This is a genomic window from Gelidibacter maritimus (assembly GCF_014062315.1).
GTDB lineage: Bacteria > Bacteroidota > Bacteroidia > Flavobacteriales > Flavobacteriaceae > Gelidibacter > Gelidibacter maritimus.
Genome location: NZ_JACGLT010000005.1, coordinates 202,334 through 219,456 on the forward strand (window position 1 = coordinate 202,334; position 17,123 = coordinate 219,456).

Annotated in this window: 11 protein-coding genes and 1 other RNA gene; 7 read left to right on the top strand and 5 right to left on the bottom strand. The window is 38.5% G+C overall.

Annotated features, from left to right (window positions below):
* Positions 1-97 precede the first annotated feature (97 nt).
* Complete coding sequence (locus tag H3Z82_RS08650; protein WP_182204985.1) at positions 98-1,300, bottom strand: NAD(P)-dependent oxidoreductase; 1,203 nt, start codon at positions 1,298-1,300, stop codon at positions 98-100.
* Between the two features lie 280 nt (positions 1,301-1,580).
* The gene (locus H3Z82_RS08655) at positions 1,581-2,450 is read right to left on the bottom strand and encodes a DMT family transporter (RefSeq protein ID WP_182204987.1); all 870 of its coding nucleotides are present in this window, start codon (positions 2,448-2,450) and stop codon (positions 1,581-1,583) included.
* Between the two features lie 395 nt (positions 2,451-2,845).
* Here H3Z82_RS08655 and ssrA point away from each other — a divergent pair.
* The 7 genes from ssrA to H3Z82_RS08690 all read left to right on the top strand — a co-directional run bounded on the left by ssrA (position 2,846) and on the right by H3Z82_RS08690 (position 9,718).
* Positions 2,846-3,242: a transfer-messenger RNA gene (gene ssrA, locus H3Z82_RS08660) on the top strand.
* A 711-nt stretch (positions 3,243-3,953) separates the two neighbouring features.
* A complete protein-coding gene (locus H3Z82_RS08665; RefSeq protein ID WP_182204990.1) occupies positions 3,954-4,364 on the top strand; it encodes a hypothetical protein in 411 nt (136 codons plus the stop codon).
* A 402-nt stretch (positions 4,365-4,766) separates the two neighbouring features.
* Positions 4,767-5,393 (top strand): hypothetical protein, encoded by a 627-nt coding sequence (locus tag H3Z82_RS08670; RefSeq protein ID WP_182204992.1) that lies wholly within the window; start codon positions 4,767-4,769, stop codon positions 5,391-5,393.
* A gap of 274 nt (positions 5,394-5,667) precedes the next feature.
* Complete coding sequence (locus tag H3Z82_RS08675) at positions 5,668-6,357, top strand: 3-keto-disaccharide hydrolase (protein ID WP_182204994.1); 690 nt, start codon at positions 5,668-5,670, stop codon at positions 6,355-6,357.
* Between the two features lie 105 nt (positions 6,358-6,462).
* Positions 6,463-7,446, top strand: coding sequence for a formylglycine-generating enzyme family protein (locus H3Z82_RS08680; RefSeq protein ID WP_182204996.1), 984 nt, complete (start codon positions 6,463-6,465; stop codon positions 7,444-7,446).
* Between the two features lie 16 nt (positions 7,447-7,462).
* Positions 7,463-8,806, top strand: coding sequence for a Gfo/Idh/MocA family protein (locus H3Z82_RS08685; protein ID WP_182204998.1), 1,344 nt, complete (start codon positions 7,463-7,465; stop codon positions 8,804-8,806).
* Positions 8,807-8,863: 57 nt separating this feature from the next.
* Positions 8,864-9,718, top strand: coding sequence for a 3-keto-disaccharide hydrolase (locus H3Z82_RS08690; RefSeq protein WP_235982413.1), 855 nt, complete (start codon positions 8,864-8,866; stop codon positions 9,716-9,718).
* 412 nt (positions 9,719-10,130) lie between these two features.
* Here the strand turns inward: H3Z82_RS08690 and H3Z82_RS08695 are convergent, their stop codons facing one another.
* From H3Z82_RS08695 to H3Z82_RS08705, 3 genes are all read right to left on the bottom strand, one after another.
* Positions 10,131-12,359 carry an alpha-L-fucosidase gene (locus H3Z82_RS08695; protein WP_182205000.1) on the bottom strand — a complete coding sequence of 743 codons (2,229 nt, stop codon included), beginning with the start codon at positions 12,357-12,359 and terminating at the stop codon, positions 10,131-10,133.
* Between the two features lie 531 nt (positions 12,360-12,890).
* Entirely contained in the window at positions 12,891-14,534 is a 1,644-nt protein-coding gene (locus H3Z82_RS08700) for a beta-N-acetylhexosaminidase (RefSeq protein WP_182205002.1), read from the bottom strand.
* A gap of 48 nt (positions 14,535-14,582) precedes the next feature.
* On the bottom strand, positions 14,583-17,120 hold the full coding sequence (locus H3Z82_RS08705; protein WP_182205004.1) for a beta-mannosidase: 2,538 nt from the start codon (positions 17,118-17,120) through the stop codon (positions 14,583-14,585).
* Positions 17,121-17,123: the final 3 nt, after the last annotated feature.

Consider the following 17,123-nt stretch of genomic DNA (forward strand, 5'->3'; position numbering starts at 1 on the left):
AAAGCTTGAAAATCATTTTTTCAAGCTTTTTTATTTATAACAATCTGAGAATTAAAAATTCCAAATTTGCCACAGGTAGTTGATAACTTGTGGCTACTTACTTCCCATCCACATAGTTTTGTAAATATTCATAGCGTTTTGTAAGCTGTCCATTTTCGGTCATTTTAGCCCGTTTAAGAATACCACGCTCATCCTGATTAAAGAAGGCAGGAAGCACATGTTCCAAAAACATCTCACCAAAACCTTCGCTAGCATCCTTCGGGAGCTCACAAGGCAAGTTATCTACTGCCATGACCGTGATGGCGTCTTTAGCATCAAAAACCACTTCCTTTTCCGATTGGGCATCATAACCATAAAATGGATTTGCTATGGTTGAGGCTCTTAATGTTGATGCTACCGGCCCATCAATGTCGCAACTGATATCTGCAATAAGATTGATTCTAAAATCTGGCAATTTGGCTTCTTTTCGAGTGAAAAGATACGGCGCATTTTGACCGTAATAATGTCCAGCAATAAACATATCGGTCTGTTTAGCATAAGGTAAAAAGTTACTTTCATATCCGGATGGATCTTTATAAAATTGAAGCTTAGTGCCTACTTTTCCATCTTTTCGTTTGTTGTATTCCATAACATCGATCATACAATAAACGGGCTCGGTAAATTCTGAAGTTAAATAAAGTGCATCGCTGATTTCTTTTATCTCGAGATGATCAAGAATTTCTTTGGCACCATAAGCCACTTTACCATTTCCAGAAAGTAATATTTTAAGCGGTGGGATTTTGATTTTATCCAATTCCATTTTAACAGCATTCAAATCAGCCAAGGTCTCTACCTTTGGTAAATTGAACAGTCCATCTCTCATGCCTAAAGCCCTAAAGCCATTGTAAGCACCGACCAAACCCGCATACCTACCAAAACCAATTAAGCGCGTACCACTTTGTTTAACGATGGTTTCATGATCAAACAACTGAATGTTTTTATCCAAGATTGCTTGAAGTAAACTCCGGTTATACGATTGCTTCTTGATGGTATGGGAAAAGAAGAAGTATTTTTTATCGGGGACCAAAGCATCGATCGGAACCTCCTTAACGCCCAATAAAACATCTGCATTTGAAACATCATCTGTAACTTGAAATCCCAAAGCCTCGTAAGCCGCATCTGGAAACACTCTAATGTCACTTGATTCAACAATAAACTCTGCCTGTGGAAATTGGTTCCTGGCTTTAACTAATTCATCTGGTGAGAATACGACACGTCGGTCAGGCGGATTTTTACGTTCTTTGATAAGAGCAAATTTCATAGAAAAATGGCGTTAAGTTTCCCCATACATCCGATAAGTTTTCGGTAGGAAATGTATTTGATTAGTCTTGTCACGAAAATAAGCCGATTTGACAGTTCTCACAAGCATTCCTTGATTAAATTATTCAGTGGAATTTAGTCAAGATTGCGGTGTCCTATACACTTGGCAAAACACCAACATCATCTCTAATGTTAAAGCCTCAGCCATTCGTCATGTTTTGAGCTATAGATTAAAATGGCAAACAGGAGTTCAGATAGCCGATAAAAGCTTAAAAATGAAATTATTTCTTTATTTTGAAGAAAGGTTTTTCATAAAAGGTCAGTCTAATCCCAAAAAGTAAAACGAATCCTCCAATAATCATTTGCAATGAAATCTGCTCATCAAGTAGCCACCAGGCTAGAATTGACGCCAGAACCCCTTGCCCCAACAAACTGACCGATACTCTGGTGGCCCGCATGTGTTTGGTTGCAAAACTGATGAGCAACCAGGCCAAGAGTTGGCATACCACCCCTTGAATGACCAACACCAACCATCCCGCATTTGAAAATCCGCTAAAAGGTTCTCCTACAGCGTAACTCAACACTCCTAATGCTACGACCGAGGAAAGCAAGCTTACGGTCATAAACGTTAATACCTCCATTTCACCCAAAACCCGTTTGCTGGTCAACATATAAACAGCATAGAGCATCCCGGATAAGATTCCGAAAATAAAGGCCAAATTAAAATCCAAGTTCAGAAATAGATCAAAACCGACCAACAGCGCCATTCCTAAAATAGCAACCACGGTTCCGGTCCAAAAATTCTGCTTTGGTTTGTCTTTTAAAAACAGAAATGCCCCTATACCTACCCAGACCGGTGATAAATTGGTCAAGAGTGTAGCCTGAGTTGCCGTTGATTGCTGGATGGCAATATTCCATACGCCAACATCCAACCCAAAAACAACCCCACAAATGACTGAGAGCCAAAATGATTTTCGGGAAGCGACCTTAAACTGTTTTGTGATAATAACATAAGGTACAATAATAGCAGAGGCTATTACCATTCTATAAAATGCAGAAATCAAGCCTGGCGATAGATTTAACTTCACCAAAATTGGAAATATTGAAATGCAAATAATACCAACGGCTAGTGCAACTCTTGGTTTTGTCATGATCACATTTTTTTAAGTTTAAAGTGTGCAAAATTACGCTTTAATGTCCATTACCTCATCATATTAAATTAGCAATTGCTAATACTATATTATCCCACAAATTTCTCATATAAAGTAAGTTTAAGTAAAATATGACAGGTTTACGGGGATTTTCGTCCACTTTCATGAAACTAAGGTCATGTTGGCACGTTTTCGAATACCTTTTAGTGTTGGCATAATTTTTGAAATAAGTTGGATGAAGTTGTGAAGTTAGATGAAATTTTTTTGGTAACTTTGCAAGCTGCGTTAAGGATCAGGCAAGCTTTTGTTTTTATTTTTATTAATAAAAGTTGTAAAACCCTGACGCAAGAGAATAAAGTTCAATGATGAGATTCCTGCCTTCGCAGGAATGAATTGGGGTCGACTGGTTTTGACAGCGAGATTTATTGAACGGTAAGCACGTCGTGTAATGAAATTGAAACACGTAAAAGACTATTTCAAACTTTTAAACGGCGAGAATAACTACGCTTTAGCTGCATAATCTGAATTACAGTAAGATTGCGCTTATTCCTACTAGGTAGGAAGGCTAAATGTCTCTTGAAAGCCCTGGTCAGCGGCGGTCAGCTAAGAGACATCGTAAAAGTTGACATAGAGAGCAAAGCGCTTTGATTTGCTCTTGAAGCTAAAGAAGCTAAGTTGTAAGTGGGTTGTCTTTAACCAGCTTGCAATCGAAGAAACAAGAAAAGAATAAACGTGTAGAAAGCCCTTTGGTAACTTGTTTGGACGAGGGTTCGAATCCCTCCGACTCCACAATCAATCACAACTGGGTTATGATTTAAAACATAAGAAATCCGACAAGCTCGCTTGAACGGATTTTGTTGTTTTAAAGCATCTGGACTGCAAGGACAGCCAGTTGTAGTTGCAGAATTGGAGTGATAGTGAACAACGAAGTTAATCTCTCAGATATCTAAGCAGACTCAAAAACAATCCTAACCTATACAATTTACTGCCAGTAGTTTTTTATTCGGAACACATATTTATCTTGGTCATTTCGTTCTCTGAAAATTAAATTGACAGATGAAAATGTCAAAAGAAATATTGTTAAGTCGTCCAAATAATATTCTTCGATGTTTGTTTCAATTCCAGACAAATATAATTTCCCGGCTAAAGCTATTTTTTTGTGCCTTAATAATTTCAAATCCTTATACTCATCAGGATAAATTCGAAACTGATTGCACACTAATAAAGGGATTAAATCATCATCCGCAAAAAATCGTACTTGTTCACAATTTTAATTGAAGAGGTGTTCTTTAGTGTTGGGGTTTCTTTAACTGTTTTGTATTTCATTTCTGGTTTTCAATTCATGAAGAAATTAATTAAACTCAAGGTGCCTCTTTTTAACTCAAGATTACTTGTAGGTTTGTATTTCCTCAAATTGAAAAGTATTAAAAAATTAAAAAAATTTTTTCTTTTGTTTATTAGTTGGATTTTTGTTTAAATGACTAAAAAACTTAATTATAAAAAGTGAATATACAAAAATCTCAAACTAAACCATTTTCTGCCAAAGTTACTATAGGACTTGAAAAAGGATATTCCGGAAATCCTATAGATAAATCATTAGTAATTAGGTTCATTCAAAATTATCAAGACCATTTAATCAAGGATAAAAACATTATGCTAAGCGTTTCTTTAAGTGAATGTACCATTATTTTTAGTGGTCAAGAAGAACCTCACTTGAATCTGAATTTCATTAATTATCCAAAATTTCCTTTAGATGAAACAGATCTTAAATCTGAAATTGAAATAATGACAAAATCCTTAATGTCAGAATTTAAACAGAACCGGGTTGTTATCGAGTATTTAGATGAAACCATTATGTTCGAAGAAACTTGTCAAATCGATCCGAGAATAAAGCAGAATAACTCCACACAGTGACCACTACTATTGACGACAATGAAAAAATTAAACGCAACTTACGTGCTCACCGGTTGACTTGATTGAAATTTGTTCCTTACATGGCTTGGTCTATAAGGATAGAATGTTGGACTTACATAATGGGAGACATTGGAGAACAAAGAAGTTAATCTCTCCGAAAGTTAAAAACTCACTATATCTAAAATGAGCTTCATGACAAATAGTGCACCAAGATACTCAGACTTTCTTTGTATGCTTTCAAAGCATAAAACGCAACGAATTCGCAGAATTCCTTGTACTAAGTATCGAAATCCATGCTCTTTTAATGTTGAACATCCCTTTAACGCACCTTAAAATTCGATACAAGATCGTATTCTTACATAATTTATCTTAAATTACGACTAGGCTCACAATTCAGCATCTATGAACTCCAACTCTACAACATCCAATCAAGATATTTCGGTAACATTGCCGGTGCGCATCGGCTTTGCAGTCATCGAATCCTTTCTAAAGAAAAAATATACAGGTACCACAATCAGTAAAACAAGCAGCAGAGGAAAAACCTCCAATTATTTTAAAATACTGGACCTTAACCTGTTTGAGAGTCAAACTGAACCTTATAATTTGCAACTGCGACTCAAATTACAAACACTCACTCTTTTGTTCAACAATAAGGACATTGAAGTGTCGGTTCTAACAGATTTAAGGTTGGATATCGAAACCCAAAAATTATATGTTGAAGCCTATAATATTAATAGTAGCGGAGACCATTGGATTGCAAGTAACATCCTAAAATCCGTACTGAACACCTTCATTTATAAAAAAATCCTCAATACCTTAAGCGTTGACTTAATGCCCATATTGCAAGAAAAAATTGACCTCGTCAATATCAAGTTAGCGTCAGAGCTCACAGCCACAAAAAACCTTTCAATTATGGGAAATGTAGAGAAATTCACTATCAGTCATTTTGAGATCAAAAGAGATGTAATCTGGATATTTATCGATACACAAGGATGGGGCGTCATAACTATTGAAGATTTAGAAGTTTAGAACACACTAATTCTTAGCCTCTTATTAACAGTATCAAATATCGCACATAAAAAAGCCTAACCACGTTTTTTCAAAGCTCTCATCATCTACGATTATCAAGACCGCACAACTTGAACCTCTCCTTTGTCAGATAATGGAATTTATACACCTGGCTCATTGATAAAACACACCTCAGCCTTATCCTTTTGGTTGTAATTAGATAAATTCATGAAGCTTTTTGGACCTCTCATAATTATTAATCTTATATTGTGTGTTAATTCAAATTTAAGCTGCAATGCGAAAATTTATACCGCTTTTATGTATTACTTTTTTAATCCTTGCCTGGCAACTACCTAATCAAAACTTACAAAAAGTTTCATATAGTTTATTCAACGGAACCGATCTTACTGGATGGCACGTTGATGTACCCGAAATGGACAAGAATGTCTTAGCGAAAAATCCGTTTATTGTTCGTGATAATATGCTTGTCAGCTTGGGAGAACCGCGCGGACATCTTATTACAGATACTATTTATCAAAATTATAAATTAGAGGTGGACTACCGATTTCCTGGAGCTCCGGGCAATTGTGGTGTTCTTGTCCATGCTTCTACCCCAAGAGCACTATACGGCATGTTTCCAAAATCAATTGAAGTACAAATGGAACACGAAAATGCAGGAGATTTTTGGTGCATTGCAGAAGACATTGAAGTTCTTAACATGGAGGAGCGTCGTGGTCCTAAAGAGAATTGGGGCACCACTGGCGATAAGGCGCGAAGAATCCGTAATTTGACTACAGGCTCTGAATCTCCGTTAGGACAATGGAATACTATGGTCATTGAATGCCGCGATGATAAGATCAAGGTCTGGGTCAATGGCGATTTAGTCAATGAAGGCTTCAATTCTACCGCCCATAAAGGTCAGATTGCACTTCAGGCGGAAGGTGCCGAAGTAGAATTTAAGAAATTGGAAATTACGCCGCTATAATTCTTCAACAACAGCATGATACTCTACGCAACAAAAAATGTAATCTTTACGGAAATACTTAGGCCTGAAACCTATAATTTTGAGCTACACAATTTATATTAAAACATGAAAATTTCATTTCTTCTCTCCCTTTTACTGCTGATTTTACAAACTTCAATACTTCTGGCACAGGAAGAGCAAAACAAGAATTATACGCAAGACATAGCAGGTTCAGAACTGACCATTGAAATGGTGGCCATTCCAAAAGGCGAGTTCATTATGGGAAGTTCAGAAAACGAAAAACACCATTATGAAGACGAAGCACCTCAGCATAAAGTCGCCATTGATGGATTTTGGATGTCCAAATATGAAATCACCTGGGATTTATATAATTTATTTGTGAATAGAACCATAGATAAGATTGAAAGTTCGAGTAAAGCGACACAGGTGACTGCTGATATTGATGCTATTTCCGGAGCTACAGTTCCTTATGTGGATATGAGTTTAGGTATGGGCAGTGGTAGTGATTTACCCGTGGGCAATGTCACCCACCACGCGGCATCAAAATTCTGCGAATGGCTGTCTGCCAAAACGGGACGATTCTATCGGTTGCCTACAGAAGCTGAGTGGGAATATGCCGCTCGTGCCGGAACCACCACGGCATATCATTTTGGAGATGATGAGACTATGTTGGACGAGTACGCTTGGTATTATGACAACAGTAAAGACACCTATCATAAGGTAGGTCAGAAAAAGCCGAACCCATGGGGCCTTTACGATATGTACGGCAATGTGGCAGAATGGACCTTAGATCAATATCTGCCGACCGTCTATGAAAGAAGAACAGATTTAACTCATAACCCCATAGAATTTCCGATCAAGGAATATCCGCATGCCGTAAGAGGTGGATCATATTACGATGATGCGGAATATCTGAGAAGTGCAGCCCGTTTAGGGTCTACCGAAAACTGGAAAATGCGCGATCCTCAATTCCCTAAAAGTAAATGGTGGCATACAGATGCTCCTTTTGTAGGCTTTAGAATTGTGAGCGTACCACATCCACCTAAAGAAACCGATTATGAAAAATATTGGGGCCCGAAATCCCATTAATTTATGTTATTGAACTATGACTAATTTTAAAAACAATCAAAAATCCATTCTTCAATCTTCACGAAGAGATTTTGTTAAAAACACCGCAATTTTCACAGCAGGCATGCTACTCCCAACCATGGAAATGGCAGCTATGGCCAATGTGTTTAACGATAAAACCCTAAAACTTGCCATAGTGGGCTGTGGTGGTCGAGGTACAGGCGCTGCCAATCAGGCCTTAAAGGCAGATGAGAATGTAGTATTGGTGGCTATGGCTGACGCTTTTGAAGATCAGTTAAATGCAAGTCTATTGAGTCTTCAAAAAGAGTTTGAAGGTAGTAAAAAGGTAAATGTTCCGGAGAATCATCGTTATGTCGGGTTTGATGCCTATAAAAAAGCGATAGACCAGGCAGATGTGGTGATCCTTGCCACGCCGCCGGGATTCCGGCCATATCACTTTGAGTATGCCATTAATGCAGGAAAGCATGTGTTTATGGAAAAACCAGTAGCTACCGACGTGCCTGGTGTAAGAAAAGTGTTGGAAATGGCAAAGGTTGCCAAAGCTAAAAAACTGAACGTAGTGGTAGGGTTACAGCGTCGATACCAAAACAATTACTTGGCCATCAAACAGAAAATAGATGAAGGAAAATCAGGTGCGATAATTTCAGGTCAGGTGTATTGGAATAGCGCTGGAGTTTGGGTAAGACCACGAAGGCCAGATCAGAGTGAAATGGAATATCAAATGCGCAATTGGTACTATTTCAATTGGCTTTGCGGCGATCATATTCTTGAGCAGCACATCCACAATATAGATATTGCCAATTGGTTTATTGGGGAGTACCCAATCTCCGCACAAGGCATGGGTGGTCGCTTGGTAAGAAACGGGCCCGATCATGGAGAAATTTTTGATCACCATTTTGTGGAGTTCAAATACCCTAGTGGAGCTGTGATCTCCAGCCAGTGTCGCCATCAACCCGGAACTTGGTCAAAGGTTGGTGAGGACTTTCAGAGCAGTAATGGCAGCATACATATGAACGATGCCGGCGCAGCTCGTATAGTTGATCATCAAGGAAATAAAATTTTCGAATATAGAGGACGTAATGATCCTAATCCTTATCAAGTAGAACACGATAGGCTCTTTGCTTCCATAAGGAATAAAGAAGTGATAAATGATGCTGAAAATGGTGCCAAAAGTACTATGAGTGCCATAATGGGCCGGATGGCAACCTATTCTGGTCAGATGATCAATTGGGAGGACGCCTTAAAGTCTGAAAAGATTTTAATGCCTCCAGTTGTCAGCTGGGAATCCACACCCCCAACGGTTCCAGGAGAGGATGGATCGTATCCTATTCCAGTACCCGGAAAAACCCAAATTATATAAAATTAACCTGCAAATACTCCATAACTACAATTACCAAACCCGTATTTCTAAAAAATTATGACTTCAACAACAAGTGTCTTTCAGTTATTCATGAAAAAAAGTCGTCTATTGATTCCCGCAATATTCATAGTTTCCATAATGTTCTCCTGTCTTGGTCCAAAAAATAAGTCGGACAAGACCGAAGTGGCAGCCTTAGAAAACCAGGAAGAATGGTTGCCTCTTTTTAATGGAAAAGATTTAAACGACTGGACTGTTAAAATTCATCATCATGATGTGGGTGACAATTATGCCAACACATTTAGAGTGGTAGACGGCGTCATCCAGGTCAATTATGATGGTTATGACACATTTGACGAGCGTTACGGACATTTATTTTATAAAGAACCGTTTTCTTCATACCATTTAAAGTTTATGTACCGATTTACCGATCAATGGCTAGAGGATGCCCCAAGTTACACCTACAGAAATAGCGGGGTGATGTTTCATTCACAAGATCCAAACACTATCTTAAAAGAGCAAGATTGGCCTATTTCTGTCGAGTATCAGATGTTGGCGAGGGAAAAAAATGATGTTGCCAGACCAACGGGAAATATGTGTTCTCCTGGGACAGAAGTTTTCTACAAAGGCGAAATGGATCCCAGACATTGTATAAACTCTTCTTCGGAAACTTATGATTGGGACGAATGGGTTTCTTCAGAATTAATCGTGTATGGCGATTCGTTGGTTATCCATAAGGTCAATGGCGAAAAGGTGCTTGAATATACAAAGCCGCAAATAGGTGGTGGCGTGGCCAATGGTTATGATCCAAAAATTAAAATCGATGGAAAAAGGTTAACTGAGGGGTATATAGGTCTTCAGGCCGAAGGTCAAGGCGTAGAGTTTAAAGATATCAAGATTAAAAAACTAAATTAATCTAGCTGACGGTTTAGTGATGCCTAAAATTAGGTTTATTTCAGCACATTTGGCGTCATAAAGACGAACCGTATTTATCGGCTTATGCTTAATTTTCCTCCCTAAATTCTGCCTGCTCTACTGTCGCTTTAATGGGTGGGAGGAACTGAAAACTATTTAAATATTTAAGACGATATTTGAACATCTTGTTAGCATTAATTTGTGCCACTGTTCATCGCAGTCAGTTCGGTTTGGGGTACGCAACGGGGTATCCGTATAAACAAGACTATTTAAGTTGAGATGTTTTTATCTCAAAAAAACATCATCGTCGCTATTTGAACTCGAATATTTCAGACCTCCACAAGTAAACAACAATAGAAAATTTTAGTTCCATACCTACCATTTTAATTCAGGTATGATCAACTAATACGATTTATTCAATAAAATCAATTTCTGCTATTGCTGCCTGTTTCTTCCCACCGGCAATGGTTACTGATTCTATACGAACAAAACGCGCTTTTACCGTTTCTTCAAAATAATGGGTTCTTGATGTTGGATCGTTAATTAGATTTCCAAATTCAAAACGCTCGATTTCTTTCCATGATACGCCATCATCACTCACTTTAAAGACGCCTTGCTCTATCATGCCATCGGAGGTTACGGTAGGCGGTGTATAAGCAAATGCTTTAAAATTCTGCACCTCTCCCAAATCAATTTCTATAAAATGTGGCCCGTCCTTTTTTGTAGACAACCAATAGGTCTCTGGTTCTTCATCTATTGCCAAATTAGCCGGATGATCGGGATCAGAGCCATTGTCTTTGATAATTTTCCAATCCTTTTTCAAAATTCCTAATTCTGCGGAAACCGTACTTCCTTTTTCTTCATTGGAAAAAGCCGCGGCCTTAATCAATCCGGTCGCAAGAAATGGAGCTTCAAAAAGAGGGGATGTTTTAGTAGGTTCACTGCCATCATTCGTATAGCGAATTTCTATTCCAGCATTGATATTTCCCGAGCTATCTTCGCCATGGGGTTTCCATCCAAAATCGTGCTTTTTGGGTTTTATGCTAACCATACCATCAAAGGTCCGTGTTACACTTAATTGTGGTGGACGTGGTTGATAATAATGTGCAGTTATGTTTGAAATTGCAGGTGCCAATCGCGACTCTAAAATTCGAACCCTAAATTTATTTGAAGTGGTCTCTGGAAATCGTAAGATTCGTTTATATCCAATATTGGTGGCTGAAACTATTTCATTCCAAGCTCCGTCAAGCCACACATCCAATGTATGCTTTTCAACCCTTTCGCTATGTGTAGTGATGGCTTCCTGAAGAACCAATCGGTTGATGGTTACAGGGCTTTTTGTTTCAATAAGGATTTCCTTTGGATCAGTATCCAATAATTCAAAAGTATCAGCATTTGCATCCAAAATGTTTTTCACTCCAGAAGCATCGGCAAATAAATTAGTGCCATAAGTCTCGCGAATACGTCGGCCAACCTCTTCCAAGACCTGAACATCTTCTGATGAGAACTTTCCGTCCCTGTTCGGCGGAATGTTTAGTAAAAAGGTGGTATTCCCTCCTACTGAACGCTCATAGATGTCAAAAACATCATCGGCACTCCGTACTTTTTGCTTATCATCATCTCTATAAAACCAGCCTTCGCGAATTGACGTATTGATTTCTGCTTGTTGATAATGTAAATAATTGGCATCATAAAGTTTCTCCCTACTCCCAATATCCTCACCTGTAATATCCGCAAAACTATCCATTTCAAGAGGGTTTCCTGAATATGGAATTACATTCCATTCCGTATCTCTGGTAGCGCCAGCTTCATTCCCTCCCCAGCGGATGTCCTGTTTTCCAAATACAACTGCCTCTGGAGCCAATGTAGATATCAATTCTTTCCATGCCAGATAATTATACTTTTGCCCACCCTTGCGTTTTGGGTGCGCGCCATCAAACCAAACCTCATGAATAGGTCCGTACTCTGTTAACAACTCAAAAAGTTGGTTCAAAAAATATTCATTATAATCGTCAACATTAAAGGTGAATGTTGTTTTATTTTCAAATGGACGTCCTTCAACCGGCGTTGGAATAACACGATCTGAATATTCACTTAAATTACCGTATAATCCCGCCTCGTTTTCAATTTGATAAAGGTCTGCCGGAGATAAATACACGCCGAGTTTTAAACCATATTTTTCACAGGATGCTGCAAGGTCTCTTAAAATATCGCCTTTACCGTCTTCAAAATCTGTAGACATGATACCGTGTTCGGTATAACGGCTTTGCCAAAGTACAAATCCCTCGTGATGTTTTACGGTAAGGATTACCATTTTCATTTCCGCATCCTTCATCGCTTTACACCATTGATCTGTATCCAAGTTTTTGAGATCGAAAATCTCGGGATCTTCAAAACCATTTCCCCATTCCATTCTGGTAAACGTATTTGGCCCGAAATGGATAAATGCAATAAACTCGTTTTTTAAAGCTTCATATTGGTTTTTGGTTGGCACGACATGAGCTGCCTTAAAAATTATGGAATCTTTAGTATCATCTGAATCGATTTCAATAGTTGAGCTCACCTTTGGAAGGTTTCTATTCTGATTGGAACATGAAGCTAAGACGAATACTAAAACGGCATAAAGAACTATTTTTCTCATTATTTTGAATCTACCTTTTATTAATTTTTACAACATATGCATAACTGTCGGAATCGCGCATTTTATTTGGTTGGTACGATGGCATCGAAATTACAAAATTCTTTCCCTTTTGTTGTCCCTTTAAAATGTCTTTTGCGATCTCTGATTTCCATTAGGGCATCATCGCATAATAGGACTCATCATTCTGAGTGAAAAACAATTTATTGACGATAAAATCAGATTCTGGATCTTTGGTTTGCTTAATAAAATAATATCACCATCTTGATAATGTTGTTTGAGTTCCAAAATGTCGTCTTCGCAATTTACAGTTCAAAAGTTACCCTAAATTCAAAACGAAGTTCTATTTGACAATCTTTTTGGAGTTTAGCGATATTTTATCGATACGGATGAGGTGATCATTAAGAAATATGTAAAATATCAAGAGAAAGAAGATAAGCGCGTTGAGGATTTGCAACAACGGTTAAATTTCTGAATTTTCATGCTTCCCCCAATGGAAACTAACCAAAGCCACACTCTGAGAAGATGTGATTTTTATTCACTTTCAAAAACATGCTTAGCATAATTCAATCCCAAAGCGTCATACTGTTCTCTCATTTTATCCAACCGAACTTTAAAATCTGACCAATCCTTCTGTTCTTCTGATGACCAAACCACTTCTGACAATGCCGTCATTCTTGGCAGCACCATATATTCAGCATGTTCAGATGTTTTAATATATTCCGACCAGAGATTGGCTTGCGCCCCCAAAATATACTTATGAAATTCCTCTGGAAGCGCTTCTGGAATGATATTTAAACCATATACCTTTTCTACGGAAGTAAAACCGCCAATGGCAAACTTTTCCTTCGCATGATCTTCTTCAGGCACTTGATAGGCATCAAAATACACGTGCGATGCAGGGGTCATGATGATATTGTGACCGTTTTTTGCGGCTTCAATAATTTCATCCTCTCCAGTCCAAGATCTCCAGAACATCACCGCGGCATTTGGTGCCAAGCCGCCTTCAATGATTTCATCCCATCCGATGATTTTCCGTCCTTTTGAATTGACAAACTTTTCAACTCTTTTTATAAAATAACTTTGTAATTCGTCTTCATCTTTCAAGCCTTCCTTCTTCATTAATTCTTGAGCATATCGACTTTCTTCCCATTGTTTTTTTGGTGCCTCATCCCCACCAATGTGAATGTATTCACTTGGAAAAAGTGCCATGACTTCAGTCAGCACGTCTTCTAAAAAGTTGAATGTGGTTTCCGTAGGCGCATAAATCTCCTCAAAAACGCCCCATGTTGTGGCTACCTCATATTGTTCGCCTGTATTTCCCAATTCAGGATACGCCGCTATGGCGGCCCGTGAATGCCCAGGAAGGTCTATCTCGGGGATAATGGTGACGTGTTTTGTTTGGGCATAAGCCACAACATCCTTGATTTCTTCTTGAGTGTAAAATCCACCATACGGAATACCATCAGCAATATAGGGGTCAAAGTTTTTTTCAATAACCGTTTCTTTTCTAATAGCACCGATTTCGGTCAATTTAGGATACTTTTTTATTTCAATTCGCCACCCTTGATCTTCGGTTAAATGCCAATGAAAGGTGTTCATTTTGTGCATCGCAATTAAATCAATGTACTTTTTAACGAATGCTACAGGAAAAAAATGCCGCGCCACGTCTAAGTGCATGCCACGGTAAACAAATTGGGGATGGTCTTTAATGACCACTGCAGGAATGGTGAGTTCTTTTCCATCATCTGCAGCCGCGCCATTCGCAAGGGGAATCAATTGTCTCAAGGTTTGAATCCCATAAAACACCCCTGTACTGTTTTTACCAGAAATCCGAATTTTATCATAATCTACGTACAACTCATAACCTTCTTCATTTTCTATGGCGGGATCAATTTCAAGAACGATATCGCCCTTAGCGTTCTGTAAGGAAAATTGAATATTCGTACCGAGGGTCATGCTTAATAATTCAGCCAGAAAGTTGCCTTCATTACTCAGAGTTTCATCTCCAACAATCGTTGTACTGGCATCGACTAAAAACCGTCCCGTTTGTGGTTCAAGAACTAAAGGTTTTGGAATGATGGCATAATCTTCGTCTGTGTTTTCAAGATGTTGATATTTTTTAGTGCAAGACATAAAGGCCAAAGAAACCAGTGCAATAATGATAAAGTGCTTCATGTTAAAATAATTAAAGAAGTTAGCTTTCATATTTCAGAATTTATAATTTTAGTAAGTGTCAAATAATGACGTAATTTTAATTTTCGTAGGGTCAACATCTGAACTTTCAAATGTTACTGTTTTCTCTAAATCAGGCAACAAATCAAAATAGTTGTCCGACAACTTCAAAGAAGCGCCATCAATCGTAATGAACACATCTTTAACCAAAGTTTTTGAACTCAAAGTCAATTGTGTTTTTCCGTCATCAGAAACAGTGAAAGTTTTAATTATTTCTGGTTGAAATAGCTCAATATCTTTTGGTTCGGCAAAATAAGTAATATTGTCTGAAACCATTTCACCATTTACAATCACTTCCGAAAGCACTACCACGTCTTCCATTTTATAGTCTTTAATCAATGTACTGACGTCAACGGTGTGATAGATATTACTGGTATTGGGATCAATCTTAATCGTGTTGTTTGAGGAACTTATAATGTGACCATTAAAATCCATAGCGGTGACCTTCAATTCGGCTCTTTGTGATTTTAATTCATCCGAAATCACATAAAATTCGAGTTGTTCGCCATTGACTTTTGGCGAAACAAAAATAGGTGCAAACGCTTTTTTAGTCATGTATTGCTGTGCCTTCCAGTTTTTATAATAATCCATACTCGACCAACTCGCTACGGGCCAGCAATCGTTAATTTGCCAAAAAAGAGACCCCATGCAATACGGCATATTTCTCCGATGTGCCTCTATGGCTTCTTTGATCCCCTTTGCTTGCAAAAGTTGGCTCACATATAAAAACGATTCGAAATCCTTGGGATCTTTATAATGGGATTCCATATATTGTTTGATCCGCAAATTCCCAATACCACTGCGCTGATGGGCTGCCATCACTTCAGATTCAATATCCCAATCGGATTCAATGGTGTATTTTTTTACGGTTGAAAATTCTGGAAAAGACTGGAAACCATATTCGCTCATAAATCGCGGAATGTAAGTATTGAAATCCGAAAAGGGATGAAGGCCATGCCAAACGCCCCAATAATGGTTGTCTCCAGATCGGGTTTCGTTTGTAGCCACTTGTTCTGGTCCTGCTGACGGCGACGATTTCCAATAATCGATAAGTTCGGTTTCAGCAGTTACCACTTTAGGTAGAATGTCATGGAAAATGGTCTCATAGGCCGCCCAGATTTTGTTTTGCTGTTCTCTTGGATATTCCTTTCTCCAACCGCCCCATCCTCGGGTATGGTCGTATTCAGACCAGGCCACTTCGATCTCATTATTGCCACACCATAACACAATGGACGGATGATTTCTTAAGCGGCGGACATTATCAATTGCTTCCTGCTTAATGCTTTCCTGAAGTTCTGGTGTATCTGGATACATGCTGCAGGCAAACATAAAATCCTGCCAAACCATAATGCCTTTTTCATCGCATAACTCATAAAACTCGTCGTTTTCATAAATACCCCCACCCCATACGCGAAGCATGTTCATATTGGCCTCAACGGCAGAATTGATCACCGTTTCATAATCCTCTAAAGTGACGCGAGGCAAAAAAAGATCATTCGGAATGTAATTGGCACCTTTTCCAAAAACTGGCACGCCATTCACTTCAAAATAAAAACTTCTCCCATTTTTATCGGCATCCTCCTCTTGGATCAATCGTGCGGTTCTAACTCCAGTTTTTACTTCTTTAACATCTATTAACTCAGTATCCAAATAAAGTTCTTGTGTAACCGTATATAAATGGGCGTCACCTAAACCTACTGGCCACCATAGCTTAGGGTTTCTAATCTTGAACTCGGATTTTATCTCCTGCACGCCCTTTTCAAGGAAAGCGTCATTTTGTGCTACTTTCTGACCATCTAATTTTGTGATTAGTGTGTAATTGCCTGGTGTGGATAAATTAATGGTTACATCTGCCGTTAAATGTGCCGAATTTCTATCGATGCTGCGCGTCACCACATAACTATCGTCAATTTGTGCGGTGTTCCAAGCGTTGATTTCAATGGTTCTCCAGATTCCCGAAGTCACAAATCTTGGGCCCCAATCCCAGCCATAATGATAGCCAGCTTTTCTGGTGTGCACACTCACTTTATTTGAACCCAGCCCACCGTTTTCCGATTGATCGTTATTGGCAGGCAGCGGAATTCCGAAGGTTTCATAAAGTGCCATCCCCTTGTTGATTGGGGAGTGAAAAACAATATGTAAATCGTTTGCACCGTTTTTTAGAAGCTTTTTACTGTCCACTTTCCAAGTTCTGAACATATTATCTGCCGATAAAATAAGGGAGTCGTTTAAATACACATCGGCATAGGTATCCAAACCATTAAAAATAATGTCGATATGTTCTTTATTGAAAACCGATGCATCAATATTAAATGTGGTTTTATATTCCCAATTCACTTTATCAATCCATTGCAAGTCCTTTTCGTTGGTGCGATAATAGGGATCTTCAATGATTTTATTGTTTAATAAATCGGTGTGGACCGTCCCAGGAACAGTTGCTGGAAGCCATTCTCCAATATTGGATTGACGGAACTCCCATTGAGAATCGATTGTTATTTTATTCTGAGCATTTACACTTATATTGATCATGAG

Coding starts and splice junctions, on each gene's coding strand:
- H3Z82_RS08650 (WP_182204985.1), bottom strand. CDS start 1,300: ATGAAATTTGCTCTTATCAAAGAACGTAAAAATCCGCCTGACCGACGT.
- H3Z82_RS08655 (WP_182204987.1), bottom strand. CDS start 2,450: ATGACAAAACCAAGAGTTGCACTAGCCGTTGGTATTATTTGCATTTCA.
- H3Z82_RS08670 (WP_182204992.1), top strand. CDS start 4,767: ATGAACTCCAACTCTACAACATCCAATCAAGATATTTCGGTAACATTG.
- H3Z82_RS08675 (WP_182204994.1), top strand. CDS start 5,668: ATGCGAAAATTTATACCGCTTTTATGTATTACTTTTTTAATCCTTGCC.
- H3Z82_RS08680 (WP_182204996.1), top strand. CDS start 6,463: ATGAAAATTTCATTTCTTCTCTCCCTTTTACTGCTGATTTTACAAACT.
- H3Z82_RS08685 (WP_182204998.1), top strand. CDS start 7,463: ATGACTAATTTTAAAAACAATCAAAAATCCATTCTTCAATCTTCACGA.
- H3Z82_RS08690 (WP_235982413.1), top strand. CDS start 8,864: ATGACTTCAACAACAAGTGTCTTTCAGTTATTCATGAAAAAAAGTCGT.
- H3Z82_RS08695 (WP_182205000.1), bottom strand. CDS start 12,359: ATGAGAAAAATAGTTCTTTATGCCGTTTTAGTATTCGTCTTAGCTTCA.
- H3Z82_RS08700 (WP_182205002.1), bottom strand. CDS start 14,534: ATGAAGCACTTTATCATTATTGCACTGGTTTCTTTGGCCTTTATGTCT.
- H3Z82_RS08705 (WP_182205004.1), bottom strand. CDS start 17,120: ATGATCAATATAAGTGTAAATGCTCAGAATAAAATAACAATCGATTCT.